Annotated in this window: 14 protein-coding genes; 12 read left to right on the forward strand and 2 right to left on the reverse strand. The window is 67.2% G+C overall.

The genetic code is table 11. The annotated features are described in order from the left end of the window. Window positions 1-239 precede the first annotated feature (239 nt). The 6 genes from EHF44_RS06945 (at window position 240) to EHF44_RS06970 (ending at window position 10,555) form a co-directional block, all read left to right on the forward strand. The gene (locus EHF44_RS06945; RefSeq protein ID WP_253700056.1) at window positions 240-800 is read left to right on the forward strand and encodes a shikimate kinase; all 561 of its coding nucleotides are present in this window, start codon (window positions 240-242) and stop codon (window positions 798-800) included. Then, window positions 797-1,903: a 3-dehydroquinate synthase gene (gene aroB / locus EHF44_RS06950; RefSeq protein WP_124683061.1), complete on the forward strand. Its 1,107-nt coding sequence runs from the start codon at window positions 797-799 to the stop codon at window positions 1,901-1,903. The genes EHF44_RS06945 and aroB overlap by 4 nt, the downstream gene beginning before the upstream one ends. 54 nt (window positions 1,904-1,957) lie before the next feature. Continuing rightward, the gene (locus tag EHF44_RS06955; RefSeq protein ID WP_124683062.1) at window positions 1,958-3,118 is read left to right on the forward strand and encodes a deoxyguanosinetriphosphate triphosphohydrolase; all 1,161 of its coding nucleotides are present in this window, start codon (window positions 1,958-1,960) and stop codon (window positions 3,116-3,118) included. A 58-nt stretch (window positions 3,119-3,176) separates the two neighbouring features. Then, window positions 3,177-4,016: a transposase gene (locus EHF44_RS06960; RefSeq protein ID WP_253699993.1), complete on the forward strand. Its 840-nt coding sequence runs from the start codon at window positions 3,177-3,179 to the stop codon at window positions 4,014-4,016. A gap of 289 nt (window positions 4,017-4,305) precedes the next feature. After that, a complete protein-coding gene (locus EHF44_RS06965) occupies window positions 4,306-8,973 on the forward strand; it encodes a glutamate synthase-related protein (RefSeq protein WP_253700057.1) in 4,668 nt (1,555 codons plus the stop codon). A 115-nt stretch (window positions 8,974-9,088) separates the two neighbouring features. Beyond that, window positions 9,089-10,555, forward strand: coding sequence for a glutamate synthase subunit beta (locus tag EHF44_RS06970; protein WP_124683064.1), 1,467 nt, complete (start codon window positions 9,089-9,091; stop codon window positions 10,553-10,555). 268 nt (window positions 10,556-10,823) lie between these two features. Here the strand turns inward: EHF44_RS06970 and EHF44_RS06975 are convergent, their stop codons facing one another. Both EHF44_RS06975 and EHF44_RS06980 read right to left on the reverse strand, forming a co-directional pair. Next, window positions 10,824-11,360 (reverse strand): hypothetical protein, encoded by a 537-nt coding sequence (locus tag EHF44_RS06975; protein ID WP_124683065.1) that lies wholly within the window; start codon window positions 11,358-11,360, stop codon window positions 10,824-10,826. A 131-nt stretch (window positions 11,361-11,491) separates the two neighbouring features. Next, the gene (locus EHF44_RS06980; protein ID WP_124683066.1) at window positions 11,492-12,004 is read right to left on the reverse strand and encodes a GNAT family N-acetyltransferase; all 513 of its coding nucleotides are present in this window, start codon (window positions 12,002-12,004) and stop codon (window positions 11,492-11,494) included. A gap of 173 nt (window positions 12,005-12,177) precedes the next feature. Here EHF44_RS06980 and EHF44_RS06985 point away from each other — a divergent pair, with 173 nt between their 5' ends. The 6 genes from EHF44_RS06985 (at window position 12,178) to EHF44_RS07010 (ending at window position 17,224) form a co-directional block, all read left to right on the forward strand. Further along, window positions 12,178-13,266: a Bug family tripartite tricarboxylate transporter substrate binding protein gene (locus EHF44_RS06985; protein ID WP_124683067.1), complete on the forward strand. Its 1,089-nt coding sequence runs from the start codon at window positions 12,178-12,180 to the stop codon at window positions 13,264-13,266. A 149-nt stretch (window positions 13,267-13,415) separates the two neighbouring features. Beyond that, on the forward strand, window positions 13,416-14,267 hold the full coding sequence (locus EHF44_RS06990; protein ID WP_124683068.1) for an ABC transporter ATP-binding protein: 852 nt from the start codon (window positions 13,416-13,418) through the stop codon (window positions 14,265-14,267). Next, window positions 14,264-15,040, forward strand: a complete 777-nt coding sequence (mlaE, locus tag EHF44_RS06995; RefSeq protein WP_124683069.1) for a lipid asymmetry maintenance ABC transporter permease subunit MlaE — start codon at window positions 14,264-14,266, stop codon at window positions 15,038-15,040. Before EHF44_RS06990 ends, mlaE begins: the two co-directional genes overlap by 4 nt. A gap of 23 nt (window positions 15,041-15,063) precedes the next feature. After that, complete coding sequence (gene mlaD / locus EHF44_RS07000) at window positions 15,064-15,645, forward strand: outer membrane lipid asymmetry maintenance protein MlaD (RefSeq protein ID WP_124683070.1); 582 nt, start codon at window positions 15,064-15,066, stop codon at window positions 15,643-15,645. After that, a complete protein-coding gene (locus tag EHF44_RS07005; RefSeq protein WP_124683071.1) occupies window positions 15,642-16,412 on the forward strand; it encodes an MlaA family lipoprotein in 771 nt (256 codons plus the stop codon). Before mlaD ends, EHF44_RS07005 begins: the two co-directional genes overlap by 4 nt. A gap of 185 nt (window positions 16,413-16,597) precedes the next feature. After that, complete coding sequence (locus tag EHF44_RS07010) at window positions 16,598-17,224, forward strand: MlaC/ttg2D family ABC transporter substrate-binding protein (RefSeq protein WP_124683072.1); 627 nt, start codon at window positions 16,598-16,600, stop codon at window positions 17,222-17,224. Window positions 17,225-17,297 lie beyond the last annotated feature (73 nt).

Raw genomic sequence — 17,297 nt, forward strand, 5'->3', positions numbered from 1 at the left:
GGGTGCAGTTGGGGCCCCGGATGCAGTAGACTGGCAGGCCGCGTCGCATCTGACGCGGCCTTTTTCTTTTTGGCGGCAACGCGGGAAACCGGCGGCCAGCCGGAGCCGGTCACGACACGGCGCAATGGCGTATGCAGCACGCCGGCGCGGCGGACCGGCCGGGTGGCCGGGCCCCGAGCCTTATCGTGCAAGACAGTCCAGTGACAGCCAATCGCCCGAATCTTTTCTTTGTTGGCCTGATGGGCGCCGGCAAGACCACCGTCGGCCGTTCGGTGGCCCGACGCCTGAACTACCCGTTCTTCGACTCGGACCACGAGCTGGAAGCGCGTTGCGGCGTCAAGATTCCCGTGATCTTCGAGCACGAGGGCGAGGACGGTTTCCGGGACCGCGAGGCGCAGATGATCGCCGAGCTGACCGGCCGGACCGGCATCGTCCTGGCCACGGGCGGCGGCGCGGTGCTGCGCCCGGCCAATCGGGAAGCGCTGAAGGCGAACGGCACCGTGGTCTACCTGCGGGCCAGCCCGCACGACCTCTGGCTGCGCACGCGCCATGACCGCAACCGTCCGCTGCTGCAGACCGAGGACCCGAAGGGCCGGCTGGAGGCGCTCTACGCCCAGCGTGACCCGCTCTACCGCGAAGTGGCGGACTTCATCATCGAAACCGGCAAGCCGACCGTGGCGCAGCTTGCTAATATGGTTCTCATGCAACTTGAAATGGCCGGCTTCACGTTTCCGCCCGAGGAAACCGTGCCCGACACCGAACCGGTGGCCGGGCAGCCGGCGCAGGACACCCATTCATGATCACGCTGGAAGTCGATCTCGGGGCGCGTAGCTACCCCATCCATATCGGCGGCGGCCTGCTGGACCGCGCCGACCTGCTGCAGCCGCACGTGCGCGGCCAGCACGCCGTCATCGTGACCAACGAGACGGTCGGTCCGCTGTACGCGGCGCGCGTGGAGGCGGTGCTGGCCGGGCTCGGCAAGACCGTCCGCACCGTGGTGCTGCCCGATGGCGAGCGGTTCAAGCAGTGGGAAACGCTGAACCTGATCTTCGATGCGCTGCTGCGGGCGGGCGCCGACCGCAAGACCACGCTGATCGCGCTGGGCGGCGGCGTGGTGGGCGACATGACCGGCTTCGCGGCGGCCTGCTACATGCGCGGCGTGCCGTTCGTGCAGATGCCGACGACGCTGCTGTCCCAGGTGGATTCGTCGGTGGGCGGCAAGACCGGCATCAACCATCCGCTCGGCAAGAACATGATCGGCGCGTTCCACCAGCCCAACGCGGTGATCGCCGACATTGACACGCTGCGCACGCTGCCGCTGCGCGAGCTGGCGGCCGGTCTGGCCGAGGTCATCAAGCACGGCGCGATTGCCGACGCCGGCTACTTTGGCTGGATCGAGGCCAATATCGCGGCGCTCAACGCCTGCGACACGGTGCTGATGGCCGAAGCGGTGCGCCGCTCGTGCGAGATCAAGGCGGCCGTGGTGGCGCAGGACGAGCGCGAGGGCGGCCTGCGCGCCATCCTGAACTTCGGCCACACCTTCGGCCATGCGATCGAGGCCGGCATGGGCTACGGCGAATGGCTGCACGGCGAGGCCGTGGGCTGCGGCATGGTGATGGCGGCGGACCTGTCGCACCGGCTCGGGTTCATCGACACCGAGACGCGCGCCCGTATCCGCGAGTTGACGCAGGCGGCGATGCTGCCCGTGGTGGCGCCGGACCTGGGCATCGACCGCTACATCGAACTGATGAAGGTGGACAAGAAGGCGGAAGCCGGCAGCATCAAGTTCATCCTGCTGCGCAAGCTGGGCGAGGCGTTCATCACCACCGTGCCCGACCCGGACCTGCGCGACACGCTGCGCCACGCCGTCCTGAAACCTCCCACCGAGGCACCGGTCGCCTGAGCGCCTGGTTATGCCTTGCAACCCCGAACCAGCCACGGAACCACGGATTGCCGCATGACCCACACGCCAGTGACCGACCTCGACGCCCATCTCGCCCCCTTTGCCGCGCGTTCCGCCAACACGCGCGGACGGGTGCATGCCGAGCCGGCGTCGTCGTCGCGCAGCGAATTCCAGCGCGACCGGGACCGCGTCATCCACAGCACGGCCTTCCGCCGGCTGGAATACAAGACGCAGGTGTTCGTCAACCACGAGGGCGACCTGTTCCGGACGCGCCTGACGCATAGCCTGGAGGTGGCGCAGATCGCGCGGTCGATCGCCCGCAACCTGCGGCTCAACGAGGATCTGGTCGAGGCGATCTCGCTGGCGCATGACCTGGGCCACACGCCGTTCGGCCATGCCGGCCAGGACGCGCTGAACGGGTGCATGAAGAACCATGGCGGCTTCGAGCACAACCTGCAGAGCCTGCTGGTCGTGGACGAGCTGGAAGAGCGCTACGGCGGCTTCAACGGGCTGAACCTGACGTTCGAGACGCGCGAAGGCATTCTCAAGCATTGCTCGCGCGTCAACGCGGCGGCGCTGGGCGAGCTGGGCCGGCGGTTCCTGGAGGGCAGCCAGCCGTCGCTGGAGGCCCAACTGGCCAACCTGGCCGACGAGATCGCCTACAACAACCACGATATCGACGATGGCCTGCGCTCGGGCCTGCTGACGCTGGACCAGCTGGACGAAGTGCCCATGTGGGCGCGGCACCGGGCCGAGGTGTCGGCCGCGTTCCCGGGCATCAACGGGCGGCGCGCGATCAACGAGACGGTCCGGCGCATGATCAACACGCTGATCGTCGACCTGATCGAGACGACGGGGCGGAATATCGCCGCCGCCAAGCCGAAGTCGATCGACGATGTGCGGGCGGCCGGCCCGCTGGTGTCGTTCAGCCCGAAGATCCACGAGGAGGCGGCCGCGCTGAAGCGCTTCCTGTTCCGCCACCTGTACCGGCACTACCTGGTGATGCGCATGTCCGCCAAGGCGCAGCGGATCATCGTCGACCTGTTCAACGCGTTCATGCAGGATTCGCGGCTGCTGCCGCCCCAGTACCAGGCGGCCCACGGCGCCGACCAGCCCCGGCTGATCGCGCACTACATCGCCGGCATGACCGACCGCTATGCGATCCGCGAGCATCGCCGCATCTTTGCCGTTACCGACAGCCATTCGATCGGCTGACTGAAAACGGGGACAGATCACGGTATCATCCGGGCATCGCTCAACGAGGGATGCCCCGATGGCCCGCCTTCCCCGCTTTTCCCCCGCCGGCCTGCCGGCCCTGGTGTTGCAACGTGGCAACAACCGCCAGCCAGTGTTCCTGGGGAACGAAGATTACCTGCACTACCTCGACTGCCTGCGCATGGCGGCGCGCGAGCATGAGCTCGCCATCCATGCCTATGCGCTGCGGCCCAACCACATCCACCTCGTGGCGACGCCGAAGGGTCCGGATTCGCTGAGTCTGACGATGCAGGCGGTGGGCCGGCGCTATGCGCGGCATTTCAACCGCGTGGCGGAGCGCACCGGCACGCTGTGGGAGGGGCGCTTCCGCTCGGCGGTGATCGAGCCGGAAACGTGGCTGCTGCCGGCCATGCTCTACGCCGAAGGCAACGCCGTGCGCGCCGGCGACGTCTTGTCGCCCGAGACCGATCGCTGGAGCAGCTATCGCCATCACGCCGGCATCGAGGCCAGCGCGATTGTGAGCGATCACTCCAGCTATTGGGACCTTGGCAACACGCCATTCGAGCGGCAATCGAATTACCGCGCGCTCATGGCCGAGGGCCTGTCCGGCCGGACGCTCGCCACCTTGCAGAAGCACGCGCACAGCGGCTGGCCGCTCGGCGGCGAAGCATTCCTGGCGCAACTGGAGCGGCATGCCACACGCCGCGTGCAGCCGCTGCCGAAAGGCCGACCACGGAAGTCGACTATTCCTGACGAAGACATCGCGACGACCGACTTACTTCCGGAAATCCAAAGGAATCGCACCAAATCAGTGCAAATGCGGCAGCAATTTAATATGTCCCCATTAAAAATCGACACGGAAATCGTGCGAAGAAAAATGTATTCCGACCCCATTTAATAATTTTGCGAGCAGTAGGGCTTTCTCTTATAGTTGCTCCACCCACAGTCATTGTGCGGCGCGTCACGCTCGTGTACGCCGCTGCGGTCCCGTTGTCCGTCCAAGCCCGTCCGAAGAGACAGAGGCGCCCCCGCGACAGCCATCCCGTTCGGTCTGCCTTGCTGGCTGCGCAGCCTTCACCGGAATTCAGCCCGTGGACCACTCGCAACAACCTTCCGATCTCGCCGCCCGCCCGCAGGCCCAGGGCCTCTACGACCCGACCAACGAGCACGACGCCTGCGGCGTCGGCATGGTCGCGCACATCAAGGGCAAGAAGTCCCACGAGATCATCTCGCAGGGCCTGAAGATCCTGGAGAACCTGGACCACCGGGGCGCCGTGGGCGCCGACGCGCTGATGGGCGATGGCGCGGGCATCCTGATCCAGATCCCGGACCAGTTCTACCGCGAGGAAATGGCCAGGCAGGGCGTGACGCTGCCGCCCAATGGCGAGTACGGCGTGGGCATGATCTTCCTGCCGAAGGAACACGCCTCGCGCCTGGCCTGCGAGCAGGAACTGGAGCGCACCGTACGCCTGGAAGGCCAGGTCGTGCTGGGCTGGCGCGACGTGCCGGTGGACTGCAACATGCCGATGTCCCCGACCGTGCGCAAGACCGAGCCGGTGATCCGCCAGATCTTCATTGGCCGTGGCCGCGACATCATGACCACGGACGCGCTGGAACGTAAGCTCTACGTGATCCGCAAGACGGCCAGCCACGCCATCCAGGCGCTCAAGCTCAAGCACGGCAAGGAATACTTCGTGCCGTCGATGTCGGCCCGTACCGTCGTGTACAAGGGCCTGCTGCTGGCCAACCAGGTGGGCGAGTACTACCTGGACCTGCAGGATTCGCGCGCCGTGTCGGCCCTGGCCCTGGTGCACCAGCGCTTCTCGACCAACACGTTCCCGGCCTGGGAACTGGCCCACCCGTACCGGATGGTCGCCCACAACGGCGAAATCAACACGGTCAAGGGCAACGTGAACTGGGTGAACGCCCGGACCGGCGCCATCTCGTCGCCGGTGCTCGGCGACGACCTGCCCAAGCTCTGGCCGCTGATCTACCCGGGCCAGTCGGACACGGCATCGTTCGACAACTGCCTCGAACTGCTGACGATGGCCGGCTACCCGCTCGTCCACGCGATGATGATGATGATCCCGGAAGCCTGGGAACAGCACACGCTGATGGACGACAACCGCCGCGCGTTCTACGAGTACCACGCCGCGATGATGGAGCCGTGGGACGGCCCCGCCGCCATCTGCTTCACCGACGGCCGCCAGATCGGCGCCACGCTGGACCGTAACGGCCTGCGTCCGGCCCGCTTCTACGTGACCGAGGACGATTTCGTCGTGCTGGCGTCGGAAGCCGGCGTGCTGCCGTTCCCCGAGTCGCGGATCGTCCAGAAATGGCGCCTGCAGCCGGGCAAGATGTTCCTGATCGACATGGAGCAGGGCCGCATCATCGACGACAAGGAGCTCAAGGACAACCTGGCCAACGCCAAGCCGTACAAGAGCTGGATCGACGCCGTGCGCATCAAGCTCGACGAGATCGACGCCAAGCCCGAGGACGTGGCCGCCGAGAAGAAGCCGGTGTCGCCGCTGCTGGACCGCCAGCAGGCGTTTGGCTACACGCAGGAAGACGTCAAGTTCCTGATGGCGCCGATGGCGCTGGCCGGCGAGGAAGCCACGGGCTCGATGGGCAACGACTCGCCGCTGGCCGTGCTGTCGTCGAAGAACAAGACGCTGTACCACTACTTCCGCCAGCTGTTCGCCCAGGTGACCAACCCGCCGATCGACCCGATCCGCGAGAACATGGTCATGTCGCTGGTGTCGTTCATCGGTCCGAAGCCGAACCTGCTGGAGCTGAACAACATCAACCCGCCGATGCGGCTTGAAGTGTCCCAGCCGGTGCTGGACTTCAAGGACATCGCCAAGATTCGCAACATCGAGCACTACACGGGCGGCAAGTTCCGGTCGTACGAGCTGAACATCTGCTACCCGGTGGCATGGGGCAAGGAGGGCATCGAGGCCCGCCTGGCGTCGCTGTGCGCCGAAGCGGTGGACGCCGTGCGCTCGGGCTACAACATCCTGATCGTGTCCGACCGCCGCGTCGACGACACGCAGGTGGCCATCCCCGCGCTGCTGGCCACGTCGGCCGTGCACCACCACCTGGTGGAAAAGGGCCTGCGCACGTCCACCGGCCTGGTCGTGGAAACCGGCTCGGCCCGCGAGGTGCACCACTTCGCGCTGCTGGCCGGCTACGGCGCCGAGGCCGTGCATCCGTACCTGGCCATGGAAACGCTGGCCGACATGGCCGCGGGCCTGTCGGGCGACCTGTCGCCCGAGAAGGCGGTCAAGAACTTCGTCAAGGCGATCGGCAAGGGCCTGTTCAAGGTGATGTCGAAGATGGGCATCTCCACGTACATGTCGTACACGGGCGCCCAGATCTTCGAGGCCATCGGCCTGTCGCGCGAACTGGTGCAGAAGTACTTCCACGGCACGCCGTCGAACGTCGAGGGCATCGGCATCTTCGAGGTGGCCGAGGAAGCGCTGCGCCTGCACACCGACGCCTTCGGCAGCAACCCGGTGCTGAGCAACATGCTCGACGCCGGCGGCGAGTACGCGTTCCGGATCCGTGGCGAAGAACACATGTGGACGCCGGATTCGATCGCCAAGCTCCAGCACGCGGTGCGCGCCGAGGACGGCCGCGGCCAGTACCAGACGTACAAGGAATACGCGAACATCATCAACGACCAGAGCCGCCGCCACATGACGCTGCGCGGGCTGTTCGAGTTCAAGGTGGACCCGTCGCGCGCCATTCCGCTGGAGGAAGTGGAACCGGCCAAGGAAATCGTCAAGCGCTTTGCCACGGGCGCCATGTCGCTGGGCTCGATCTCGACCGAAGCCCATGCCACGCTGGCCGTGGCCATGAACCGCATCGGCGGCAAGTCGAACACGGGCGAAGGCGGCGAGGACGAGAAGCGCTACCGCAACGAACTGCGCGGCATCCCCATCAAGCAGGGCGACTCGCTGAAGAGCCTGCTGGGCGACCACGTGGTGGAAAAGGACCTGGCACTGCAGCCCGGCGATTCGCTGCGCTCGAAGATCAAGCAGGTGGCGTCGGGCCGTTTCGGCGTGACCGCCGAATACCTGGCGTCGGCCGACCAGATCCAGATCAAGATGGCGCAGGGTGCCAAGCCGGGCGAAGGCGGGCAGCTGCCGGGCCACAAGGTGTCCGACTACATCGGCAAGCTGCGCTACTCGGTGCCGGGCGTGGGCCTGATCTCGCCGCCGCCGCACCATGACATCTACTCGATCGAGGATCTGGCGCAGCTGATCCACGACCTGAAGAACGTCAACCCGTCGTCCGACATCTCGGTCAAGCTCGTGTCCGAAGTGGGCGTGGGCACCGTGGCGGCCGGCGTGGCCAAGGCCAAGGCCGACCACGTGGTCATCGCCGGCCACGACGGCGGCACCGGCGCCTCGCCGTGGTCGTCGATCAAGTACGCGGGTTCGCCGTGGGAACTGGGCCTGGCCGAGACGCAGCAGACGCTGATGCTGAACGGCCTGCGCAACCGCATCCGCGTGCAGGCCGACGGCCAGATGAAGACCGGCCGCGACGTGGTGATCGGCGCGCTGCTGGGCGCCGACGAGTTCGGCTTTGCCACGGCGCCGCTGGTGGCCGAGGGCTGCATCATGATGCGCAAGTGCCACCTGAACACCTGCCCGGTGGGCGTGGCCACGCAGGATCCGGCGCTGCGCCAGAAGTTCCAGGGCAAGCCCGAGCACGTGGTGAACTTCTTCTTCTTCGTGGCCGAGGAAGCGCGCGAGATCATGGCGCAACTGGGCATCCGCACGTTCGACGAGCTGATCGGCCGCGCCGACCTGCTCGACATCCGCGCCGGCATCGAACACTGGAAGGCACGCGGCCTGGACTTCGGCCGCATCTTCTACCAGGCCCCGATCCCGGCCGACGTGCCGCGCTACCACACCGACGTGCAGGACCACGGCCTGTCGGTGGAAGCCGGCAAGGCGCTGGACCACACGCTGATCGCCAAGGCCCGTCCGGCCATCGACAAGGGCGAGCGCGTGTCGTTCATCCAGCCGGTCAAGAACGTGAACCGCACGGTGGGCGCGATGCTGTCCGGCGTGGTGGCCAAGCAGTACGGCCACGAAGGCCTGCCGGACGACACGATCCACATCCAGCTCCAGGGCACGGCCGGGCAGTCGTTCGGCGCGTTCCTGGCGCACGGCATCACGCTGGACCTGGTGGGCGACGCCAACGACTACGTCGGCAAGGGCCTGTCCGGCGGCCGCGTGATCGTGCGCGCCCCGCACGAGTTCCGTGGCGACCCCACGCGCAACATCATCGTCGGCAACACGGTGCTGTACGGCGCGCTGGCCGGCGAGGCGTTCTTCAACGGCGTGGCCGGCGAGCGCTTTGCGGTGCGTAACTCGGGCGCCACGGCCGTGGTGGAAGGCACCGGCGACCACGGTTGCGAGTACATGACCGGCGGCACCGTGGTGGTGCTGGGCGGCACGGGCCGCAACTTCGCGGCCGGCATGTCGGGCGGCGTGGCCTACGTCTATGACGAGGACGGCCTGTTCGACAAGCGCTGCAACACGTCGATGGTGGCGCTGGAAGCCGTGCTCGCCTCTGCCGACCAGCAGAAGGGCCAGCCGGAATCGCAGTGGCACAAGGCCGGCGGCAAGCGCCAGCTGGACGAAGTGATCCTGCGCAACCTGATCGAGCAGCATTTCCGCTACACCGGTTCGGAGCGCGCCAAGGCGCTGCTGGCCGACTGGACCACGGCACGCCGCAAGTTCGTCAAGGTCTTCCCGACCGAGTACAAGCGCGCGCTGGGCGAGATGTACGAGAAGGAACAGGCGGCCCGCGACAGCGATCGCGAAGCGGTCGCCGCCTGACCGGCAGCCCCACGACGAGAGGTGCCCGCGGCCAAGCGCCGCGGCACCGACAAGATACTGACCCCACGCGAGGCCGGCCCGGCCGCCTCGCGCCAAGCAAGACCAAGGATGCAACATGGGTAAGGCGACTGGCTTTCTCGAATTTCCGCGCCAGAATGAAGGCTACGAACCCGTAGTCAAGCGCGTGAAGCACTACAAGGAATTCGTGTTCGCGCTGTCCGACAGCGAAGCGAAGATCCAGGGTGCGCGCTGCATGGACTGCGGCATCCCGTTCTGCAACAACGGCTGCCCGGTCAACAACATCATCCCGGACTTCAACGATCTCGTGTATCGCCAGGACTGGAAGCAGGCGATCGAGGTGCTGCACCAGACCAACAACTTCCCCGAGTTCACGGGCCGCATCTGCCCGGCACCGTGCGAGGCGGCCTGCACGCTGGGCATCAGCGAGCTGCCGGTGGGCATCAAGTCGATCGAGCACGCCATCATCGACAAGGCCTGGGAAGAGGGCTGGGTGGCGCCGCAGGTGCCGAAGCACAAGACCGGCAAGACCGTGGCCGTGGTGGGCTCGGGCCCGGCCGGCCTGGCCGCCGCGCAGCAACTGGCGCGCGCCGGCCACGACGTGACCGTGTTCGAGAAGAACGACCGCATCGGCGGCCTGCTGCGCTACGGCATCCCCGACTTCAAGATGGAGAAGACGCTGATCGACCGTCGCATCGAGCAGATGCAGACCGAGGGCGTGACCTTCCGCGCGGGCGTGATGGTGACCGATGGCGACAAGCTGCCGGCCGGCATCAAGAACTACGCCCGCGAGACCATCTCCGCCCAGGCGCTGATGGACCAGTTCGACGCCGTGGTGCTGGCGGGCGGCTCCGAAGTGCCGCGCGACCTGCCGGTGCCGGGCCGCGACCTGGCCGGCGTGCACTACGCGCTGGAATTCCTGATCCCGCAGAACAAGGAAGTGGCCGGCGACGGCGTGAACGAGATCCGCGCCGAAGGCAAGCACGTGATCGTGATCGGCGGCGGCGATACGGGTTCGGACTGCGTGGGCACGTCGAACCGCCACGGTGCTGAATCGGTCACCCAGTTCGAACTGCTGCCGCAGCCGCCGGAAGAAGAGAACAAGCCGCTGGTGTGGCCGTACTGGCCGATCAAGCTGCGCACGTCGTCGTCGCACGACGAAGGCTGCTCGCGCGACTGGTCGGTCGCCACCAAGGAACTGATCGGCGAAAACGGCAAGGTCACGGCGCTCAAGGCGTGCCGCGTGGAGTGGAAGGACGGCCGCATGCAGGAAGTGCCGGGCAGCGAGTTCGTGCTGAAGGCCGACCTGGTGCTGCTGGCCATGGGCTTCACGAACCCCGTGGGCTCGATGCTGGAGGCATTCGGCGTGGACACGGACGCGCGCAAGAACGCCAAGGCCGCCACGGAAGGCGACCGCGCCTATCACACCAACGTGCCGAAGGTCTTCGCCGCGGGCGACGTCCGCCGCGGCCAGTCGCTGGTGGTCTGGGCCATCCGCGAAGGCCGCCAGGCCGCCCGCTCGGTCGACACCTTCCTGATGGGCCACTCGGAACTGCCGCGCTGAGCGCCGCAGGGTCCGATGGGCAAAACCCCCGTGTGCCGGAAGGCTGCGGGGGTTTTTTGATCGAACTCGCTGGCTCTGCCATGCGGGGAGCGCGTGCCCAAGCATCGTGGTAAGCTTTGGCCCGTTAGCGTGTGAACGGAACAGCGAAAGCTGTGCGCTATCCCCGCCCCGCAAGGGGTCCGCACCCAAGTGTGCGGATATCAAAGAGGCCCGATTAGCGGTTCGGCAAAAGGCTCCAGCAATGGAGCCTTTTCCTTTTGGCGATCGCTCACGGGGGCATCCTGATGGGCTTTCCCGCCAGCGTATTGAACAGAATCACGTGTAGCCGGATTGGCTTCCGCCTGGGCCGGTTTGCGTGCGTATCGTCCCGGATGTAGGCGCTCTGTACGTAGAGGTTCACCACGCCACGTTCCGGCGCCCGCGACGCGGCGAAGTAGATTTCGTATTGCCGGGTCGTCGCGGTCTCGTCGACAAATTCCACCACGAAGAAGTTGCCCCGGCCCGTGTGGTAGCAGGGACGCAGCGCCAGGTTGTCGATGATTGCGGGCAAACGTTTCGAATGATGCCAGCGGGTCAGGCAGAACACCCGCGTCTCGCGGCTGTCAGCGTAGTGCCAGTCGGGCTCGACGACTTCCCCTGGCTTGCTGGACCGCGTGAAGCAGTGCAATCCGAAGACGACGTGCACGGCGTAGTGGCGCGGCGGCAGCGCGTTTCTTCCCGGCTGCATGACGTTTACCCGCCGCGGATGCAGGTGCGTCAGGTCATAGACCTCGCCATGTAAGGTAAAGGCACGCCACGCAGTCACTGCCGCCGCTCGCTCGAAGAGAATGTGGCGCAGTATCGACTTGCTGACTAAGCAGGGACAATCACCGATCTACGATATTTGCGCGTTGACGCTGGATTTCCCTGCCGCACGCGTCGGGCACGGTGGGCGTGTTACGCCAGCCGACACCCCATCACCACCGCCCCCTCCCCATAACTCGCCAGCTTCTCCACATGCCGGGCCGCGTCGACGGGGGCGTACCCGAGCCTGCGCCAGTAGGCGTCGGCTGACTGCACGGCGATCAGGTGCGAGGTGCGCAGGCCGGCGGTCATCGCCACGTCACGGGCGGCGTCGTAGAGTCGGGCGGCCAGCCGGGCGCCGCGGCCGGCGGGGGCCACGGCCATGTCGTGGATAAACCAGGTCAGGGGTTCGGTGGCGGGCCAGGCGGCCGCCAGGTGGCCGTTCCACGGTGGCAGCGTGGCCTGGGGCCAGGCATGGCTGAACAGGTAGGCGGCCGGTGCCTGGCCGGGCAGGGCGGCCACCCAGCACGTGTCGGGCTCCAGCGCCAGGCGGCTGGCCAGTGCATCGGCCGATTCCTGGAGTGCCGGGCCGTAGCACCGGGCCTGGATGGCGAGGATGGCGGGCAGGTCGGCGGCCTGCATGGGCCGCAGGTCGAAATCTGACATCGGGCGATTATACGGGCGCTCACATCCGGGTCCTCCCGGAGAGCGTTTACGCGGTCTGTGCCGGGTGGTGCGATCTCCTTACAATCGTTCCAAACTAGATAAGAAGAGACTGCCTCGAAATCCCTTTCAGCCGATTTGGTGCCGTAGCGGTGGGTGCGGCCCGGAGGAAATTGATGTCCGAAGTACGCATATCCCTGCGGCTTTGGCGAGGTATAGCGAAGTTGCCAATACTCGCTGCCAGATGGCTGTCACCTGCGGCCGCCGTTGCGCTCTGCACGGCGACGGCCCTCGCTCAGCCTCCCGCTTTTGCCCAACTCGCCAGCATTCCGTCGCCCACGCGCGCCGACGTGGCCAGCCGCCAGATGACCTATCCCGCCCGTCCGCTGCGCCTGATCGTGCCATTCCCGGCCGGTGGCGTGGCCGATGCGGTGGCGCGGCTGCTGGCCGAGCGGCTGGCCGTCCGGCTCGGCGTCTCCGTCGAGGTGGACAATCGCCCCGGCGCGGCCGGCACCATGGCGGGCGACCTCGTCGCCAAGGCCAGTTCCGACGGCCACACGCTGCTGTTCCACCAGGCCAACATGCTGATCCAGCCCGGACTGGAGCCCGTGCCCTACGACGTGATGCGCGATTTCACGCCCGTCGTGCGCGTTGCGGCCACGCCATTGTTCCTGGTCATCGACGGTCATCTGCCGATGACCACGCCGCAGCAGTGGGTCACGGCCGTGCGGTCGAACCCGGCGTCGTACAGCTACGGCTACGGCCAGCCGGGCAGCCCGGCCCATCTCTACGCCGAATACGCCGTGCGCGGCCTGCCGAACAGCGTGCCGCTGGTGATGGCCAAGGGCGAGAGCGCCGTGGTCCAGGAGATGCTGGCCGGGCGGATCAGCGCGTGCTTCTGCTCGTGGTCGGCTGTTCAGTCGCATGTGCGCTCGGGAGCACTGAAGATCCTCGGCGTGACCGGCCCGGTGCGCTCGCCGCTGACCCCGCAGGTGCCGACGCTGCAGGAAGGCGGGCTCGACGGGTATGCCGCGCTGTCCTGGTATGGCGTGATGGCGCCGGCCAAGACGCCGCGTGCCATCGTCGCCCGATTGGCCAACGAGCTGGACAATGTGACCAACGAGCGCGAAGTCCGCGCGCAACTGCTGGCGGCCGGCCTGACGCCGGTGCGCGACTCGCCCGAGGCATTCGCCACGGCCATCCGTGCCGAATCCGTGCAGTGGCAGGTCATCCTGCGCCAGGCCCCGCCGCGCGGCGAACCCTGAGCCGGCTGGGGGCGCGCGGGCGTCCCGGGCTCTCGTCACGGCCCTGTCACCGATTGTTGTCGCCAGTGCAATGGTGAGATCACCACACCGCGCGGCGACCGATAGGTAGTAGCCCTTATAATGGCGCCCTGTCCAAATCCGGTGACAACGTGACCGCTACCGTGCCGAACCCGTCTGGCCAGGGCTTTTCAGGCCCGAACGTCGTCGAACTCGCGGATGTCGATTTTGCATACGCGGCTGGCGACAAGCCCATCCTGTCCGGCCTTTCCATGCGGTTTCCGCGCGGGAAGGTGGTGGCCGTCATGGGCGGATCGGGCTGCGGCAAGACCACCGTGATGCGCCTGATCGGCGGCATGGTGCGCCCGCAAAGCGGCCGCATCACGTTCAATGGCACCGACATCGACGCGCTGGACCAGACCGGCCTGTACGCGGTGCGCCGCCAGATGGGCATGCTGTTCCAGTTCGGCGCGCTGTTCACCGACCTCTCGGTGTTCGACAACGTCGCCTTCCCGCTGCGCGAGCACACCGACCTGCCCGAATCGATGATCCGCGACCTGGTGTTGATGAAGCTCAACGCCGTGGGCCTGCGCGGCGCGCGCGACCTGATGCCGGCGCAGATCTCGGGCGGCATGGCGCGGCGCGTGGCGCTGGCGCGGGCCATTGCGCTGGACCCGGCGCTGCTGATGTACGACGAGCCGTTCGCCGGGCTGGACCCGATCTCGCTGGGCCTGACCGCCAACCTGATCCGCGACCTGAACGACGCGCTGGGCGCCAGCACGATCATCGTCTCCCATGACGTGCAGGAGACGTTTCAGATCGCCGACTACGTCTATTTCATTGCCAACGGCCGGATTGCCGCCGAAGGCGCGCCCGACGCGCTGCGGGCGTCGAGCGATCCGTTCGTGCACCAGTTCGTCCACGCCAAGGCCGACGGCCCGGTGCCTTTCCACTACGCTGGCCCCTCGCTGGCCGACGATTTCCTGGCCGGAGGCGCGCGTTGACCGGCTTCTTCACTACCATCGGCGCCGCGGTGCGCCAGTTCGTGGGCGGCATCGGCCGCGCCACGCGCATGTTCCTGGCGCTGCTGGCCGGGTCGCCGGCGCTGCTGCGGCGGCTGCGGCTGGTGACCGACCAGGTGTTCTTCGTCGGCAACCTGTCGCTGGTGATCATCGCCGTGTCCGGCCTGTTCGTCGGCTTCGTGCTGGGCCTGCAGGGCTATTACACGCTGAACCGCTATGGGTCCGAGCAGGCGCTGGGCCTGCTGGTGGCGCTGTCGCTGGTGCGCGAGCTGGGGCCGGTGGTGTCGGCGCTGCTGTTCGCGGGTCGCGCCGGGACGTCGCTGACGGCCGAGATCGGGCTGATGAAGGCCGGCGAGCAGCTGACCGCCATGGAGATGATGGCCGTCAACCCGCTGCAGCGCGTCATCGCGCCGCGGTTCTGGGCCGGCGTCATCGCCATGCCGATCCTGGCGGCCATCTTCAGCGCCGTGGGCATCCTGGGCGGCTACCTGGTGGGCGTGCAGCTCATCGGCGTGGACGCCGGCGCGTTCTGGTCGCAGATGCAGGGCGGCGTGGACGTGCGCGCCGACGTGCTCAACGGCGTGATCAAGAGCTTCATTTTTGGCATCGCGGTGACGTTCATCGCGCTGTACCAGGGGTTCGAGGCGAACCCGACGCCCGAAGGCGTATCGCGCGCCACCACGCGGACCGTGGTCATGGCGTCGCTCGCCGTGCTCGGGCTGGATTTCCTGCTGACCGCGCTGATGTTCAGCTGACAAGCATTCGACTAGAGACTCGCATGAAGAAAAATTCGCTCGACTACTGGGTGGGGCTGTTCGTGGTGCTGGGCTTTGCGGCCCTGCTGTTCCTGGCGCTGAAGGCCGGGAACATGAGCAGCCTGTCGTTCCAGGAAACCTACACGGTGACCGCGCAGTTCGACAACATCGGCGGGCTCAAGCCGCGCGCGCCGGTCAAGAGCGCCGGCGTGGTGGTCGGCCGCGTGGCGGCCATCAACTTCGACGACAAGCAGTACCAGGCCACGGTGACGCTGAACCTGGAAAAGCGCTACGAGTTTCCGCGCGACACGTCGGCCAAGATCCTGACCTCGGGGCTGCTGGGCGAGCAGTACATCGGCTTGGAGGCCGGTGGCGACGACAAGATGCTGGCGCAGGGCGGCAAGATCACGATGACGCAGTCGGCCGTGGTGCTGGAAAACCTGATCGGCCAGTTCCTGTACAACAAGGCTGCCGACGCGGGCGCCGGTGGCGGCGGCTCGTCGGCGCCGGCCCCGGCCGCCGCACCGGCGCCGTCCGCTCCGGACGCGTCGGGCCCGGCCCCGGCAGCACTGCCCGCCGCGCCGGGGATGGGCGGCAGCAAATGAGTACCGTGCAACGCCTGACCGCGGCCCTGGCGGCCGCGCTGGCCCTGGCTGGCTGCGCCACGGGCCCCAATGCCAATCCGGCTGACCCGCTGGAGCCGTTCAACCGCGGCGTGTCGACGTTCAATGACAACGTCGACAAGTACGCGCTGAAGCCGGTGGCGGAGACCTACCAGGACTACATCCCGTCGCCGGTGCGCACGGCGGTGGGCAACTTCTTCTCGAATGTCAGCGACGTCTACTCGGCCGCCAACAACCTGCTGCAGGGCAAGCCCTCGCGGGCGGCGGAAGACACGATGCGCGTGGCGATCAACAGCGTGCTGGGCATCGGCGGGCTGATCGACATCGCCACGCCGGCCGGCCTGCCCAAGTACAAGGAAGACTTCGGCCAGACCATGGGCGTCTGGGGCGTGCCCGCCGGCCCGTACCTGGTGCTGCCGCTGTTCGGGCCCAGCAGCGTGCGCGACGCGTCGGGCATGGTCGTGGACCGCTTCATGGACCCGACCAGCTATATTTCCCCGTGGTACGCCCGCCTGTCGGTGTCGACGGTGCGCGTGGTGGACGGCCGGGCCCAGTTGCTGGGCGCCACGAGCCTGATCGAGGCCGCCGCGCTGGACAAGTACGCCTTCCTGCGCGATGCGTACATGCAGCGCCGCCAGTATCTGATCCACGACGGCAGTCCGCCGTCGCAGGATGACGAGAACCAGCCGGCGCCGGCCACGCCCGCGCCCGAGGGTGGCGACGCGGCGGCCGGCAAGACCACCGGCTGAACGCCGGCCAGCCCGGGCCGGGCAAGGGTTTGCGGCGGCTGTGAGCGCGCTGTGAGCCCTGAAACAAAGTGTTTGAAAGTAGCGTCCGCGCCATATGCATGTCGCATGCTGGGCCGGGGGCTGTGTTTCAATGATCCCCGATGGCGGCGCACCCCCAGCGCCCTGTCTAGAAAGGAAAAACTCACATGATCAAGCGATTGCTGCTCCCGTTCCTGACTGTCGTGGCCTTTGCCGGCGCTGGCGCCGCCCAGGCCCAGACCGATGCCGCCACGCCCGACGGCCTGGTCAAGTCCGTCGTGACCGACGTGATGTCGACCGTGCAGGGCGACAAGGACATGCAGGCCGGCAATATCGGCAAGATCACCCAGCTCGTCGAGCAGAAGATCCTGCCGCATGCCAACTTCACCCGCACCACGCAGATCGCCATGGGCCGCAACTGGTCCAAGGCCACGCCGGAACAGCAGAAGGCGATCACCGACGAGTTCAAGACGCTGCTGATCCGCACGTACGCCGGCGCCATTGCCCAGATCCGCGACCAGAAGGTGCAGTTCCGCCCGTACCGCGGTGCGGCTGACGATACCGACGCCACGATCCGCACGCAGGTCATCAACAAGGGCGAGCCGATCCAGATGGATTACCGCCTGGAGAAGACCGCCGACGGCTGGAAGGTGTACGACATCAACGTGCTGGGCGCCTGGCTGACCGAAGCCTACAAGGGCAGCTTCAACACGATCGCCAACCAGCAGGGCGTGGATGGCGTGATCAAGACGCTGCAGGACCGCAACCGCCAGCTGGCCAACGCCAAGAGCTGACCGGCGCGGCCGGCCGGGTCGCTGCGCCGCAACACGGCGCGGCCGATTCTGGCTACAATGGCCGCTCGCTCCC

This window comes from Cupriavidus pauculus, from assembly GCF_003854935.1.
In the GTDB taxonomy this organism is placed as follows: Bacteria; Pseudomonadota; Gammaproteobacteria; order Burkholderiales; family Burkholderiaceae; genus Cupriavidus; species Cupriavidus pauculus_C.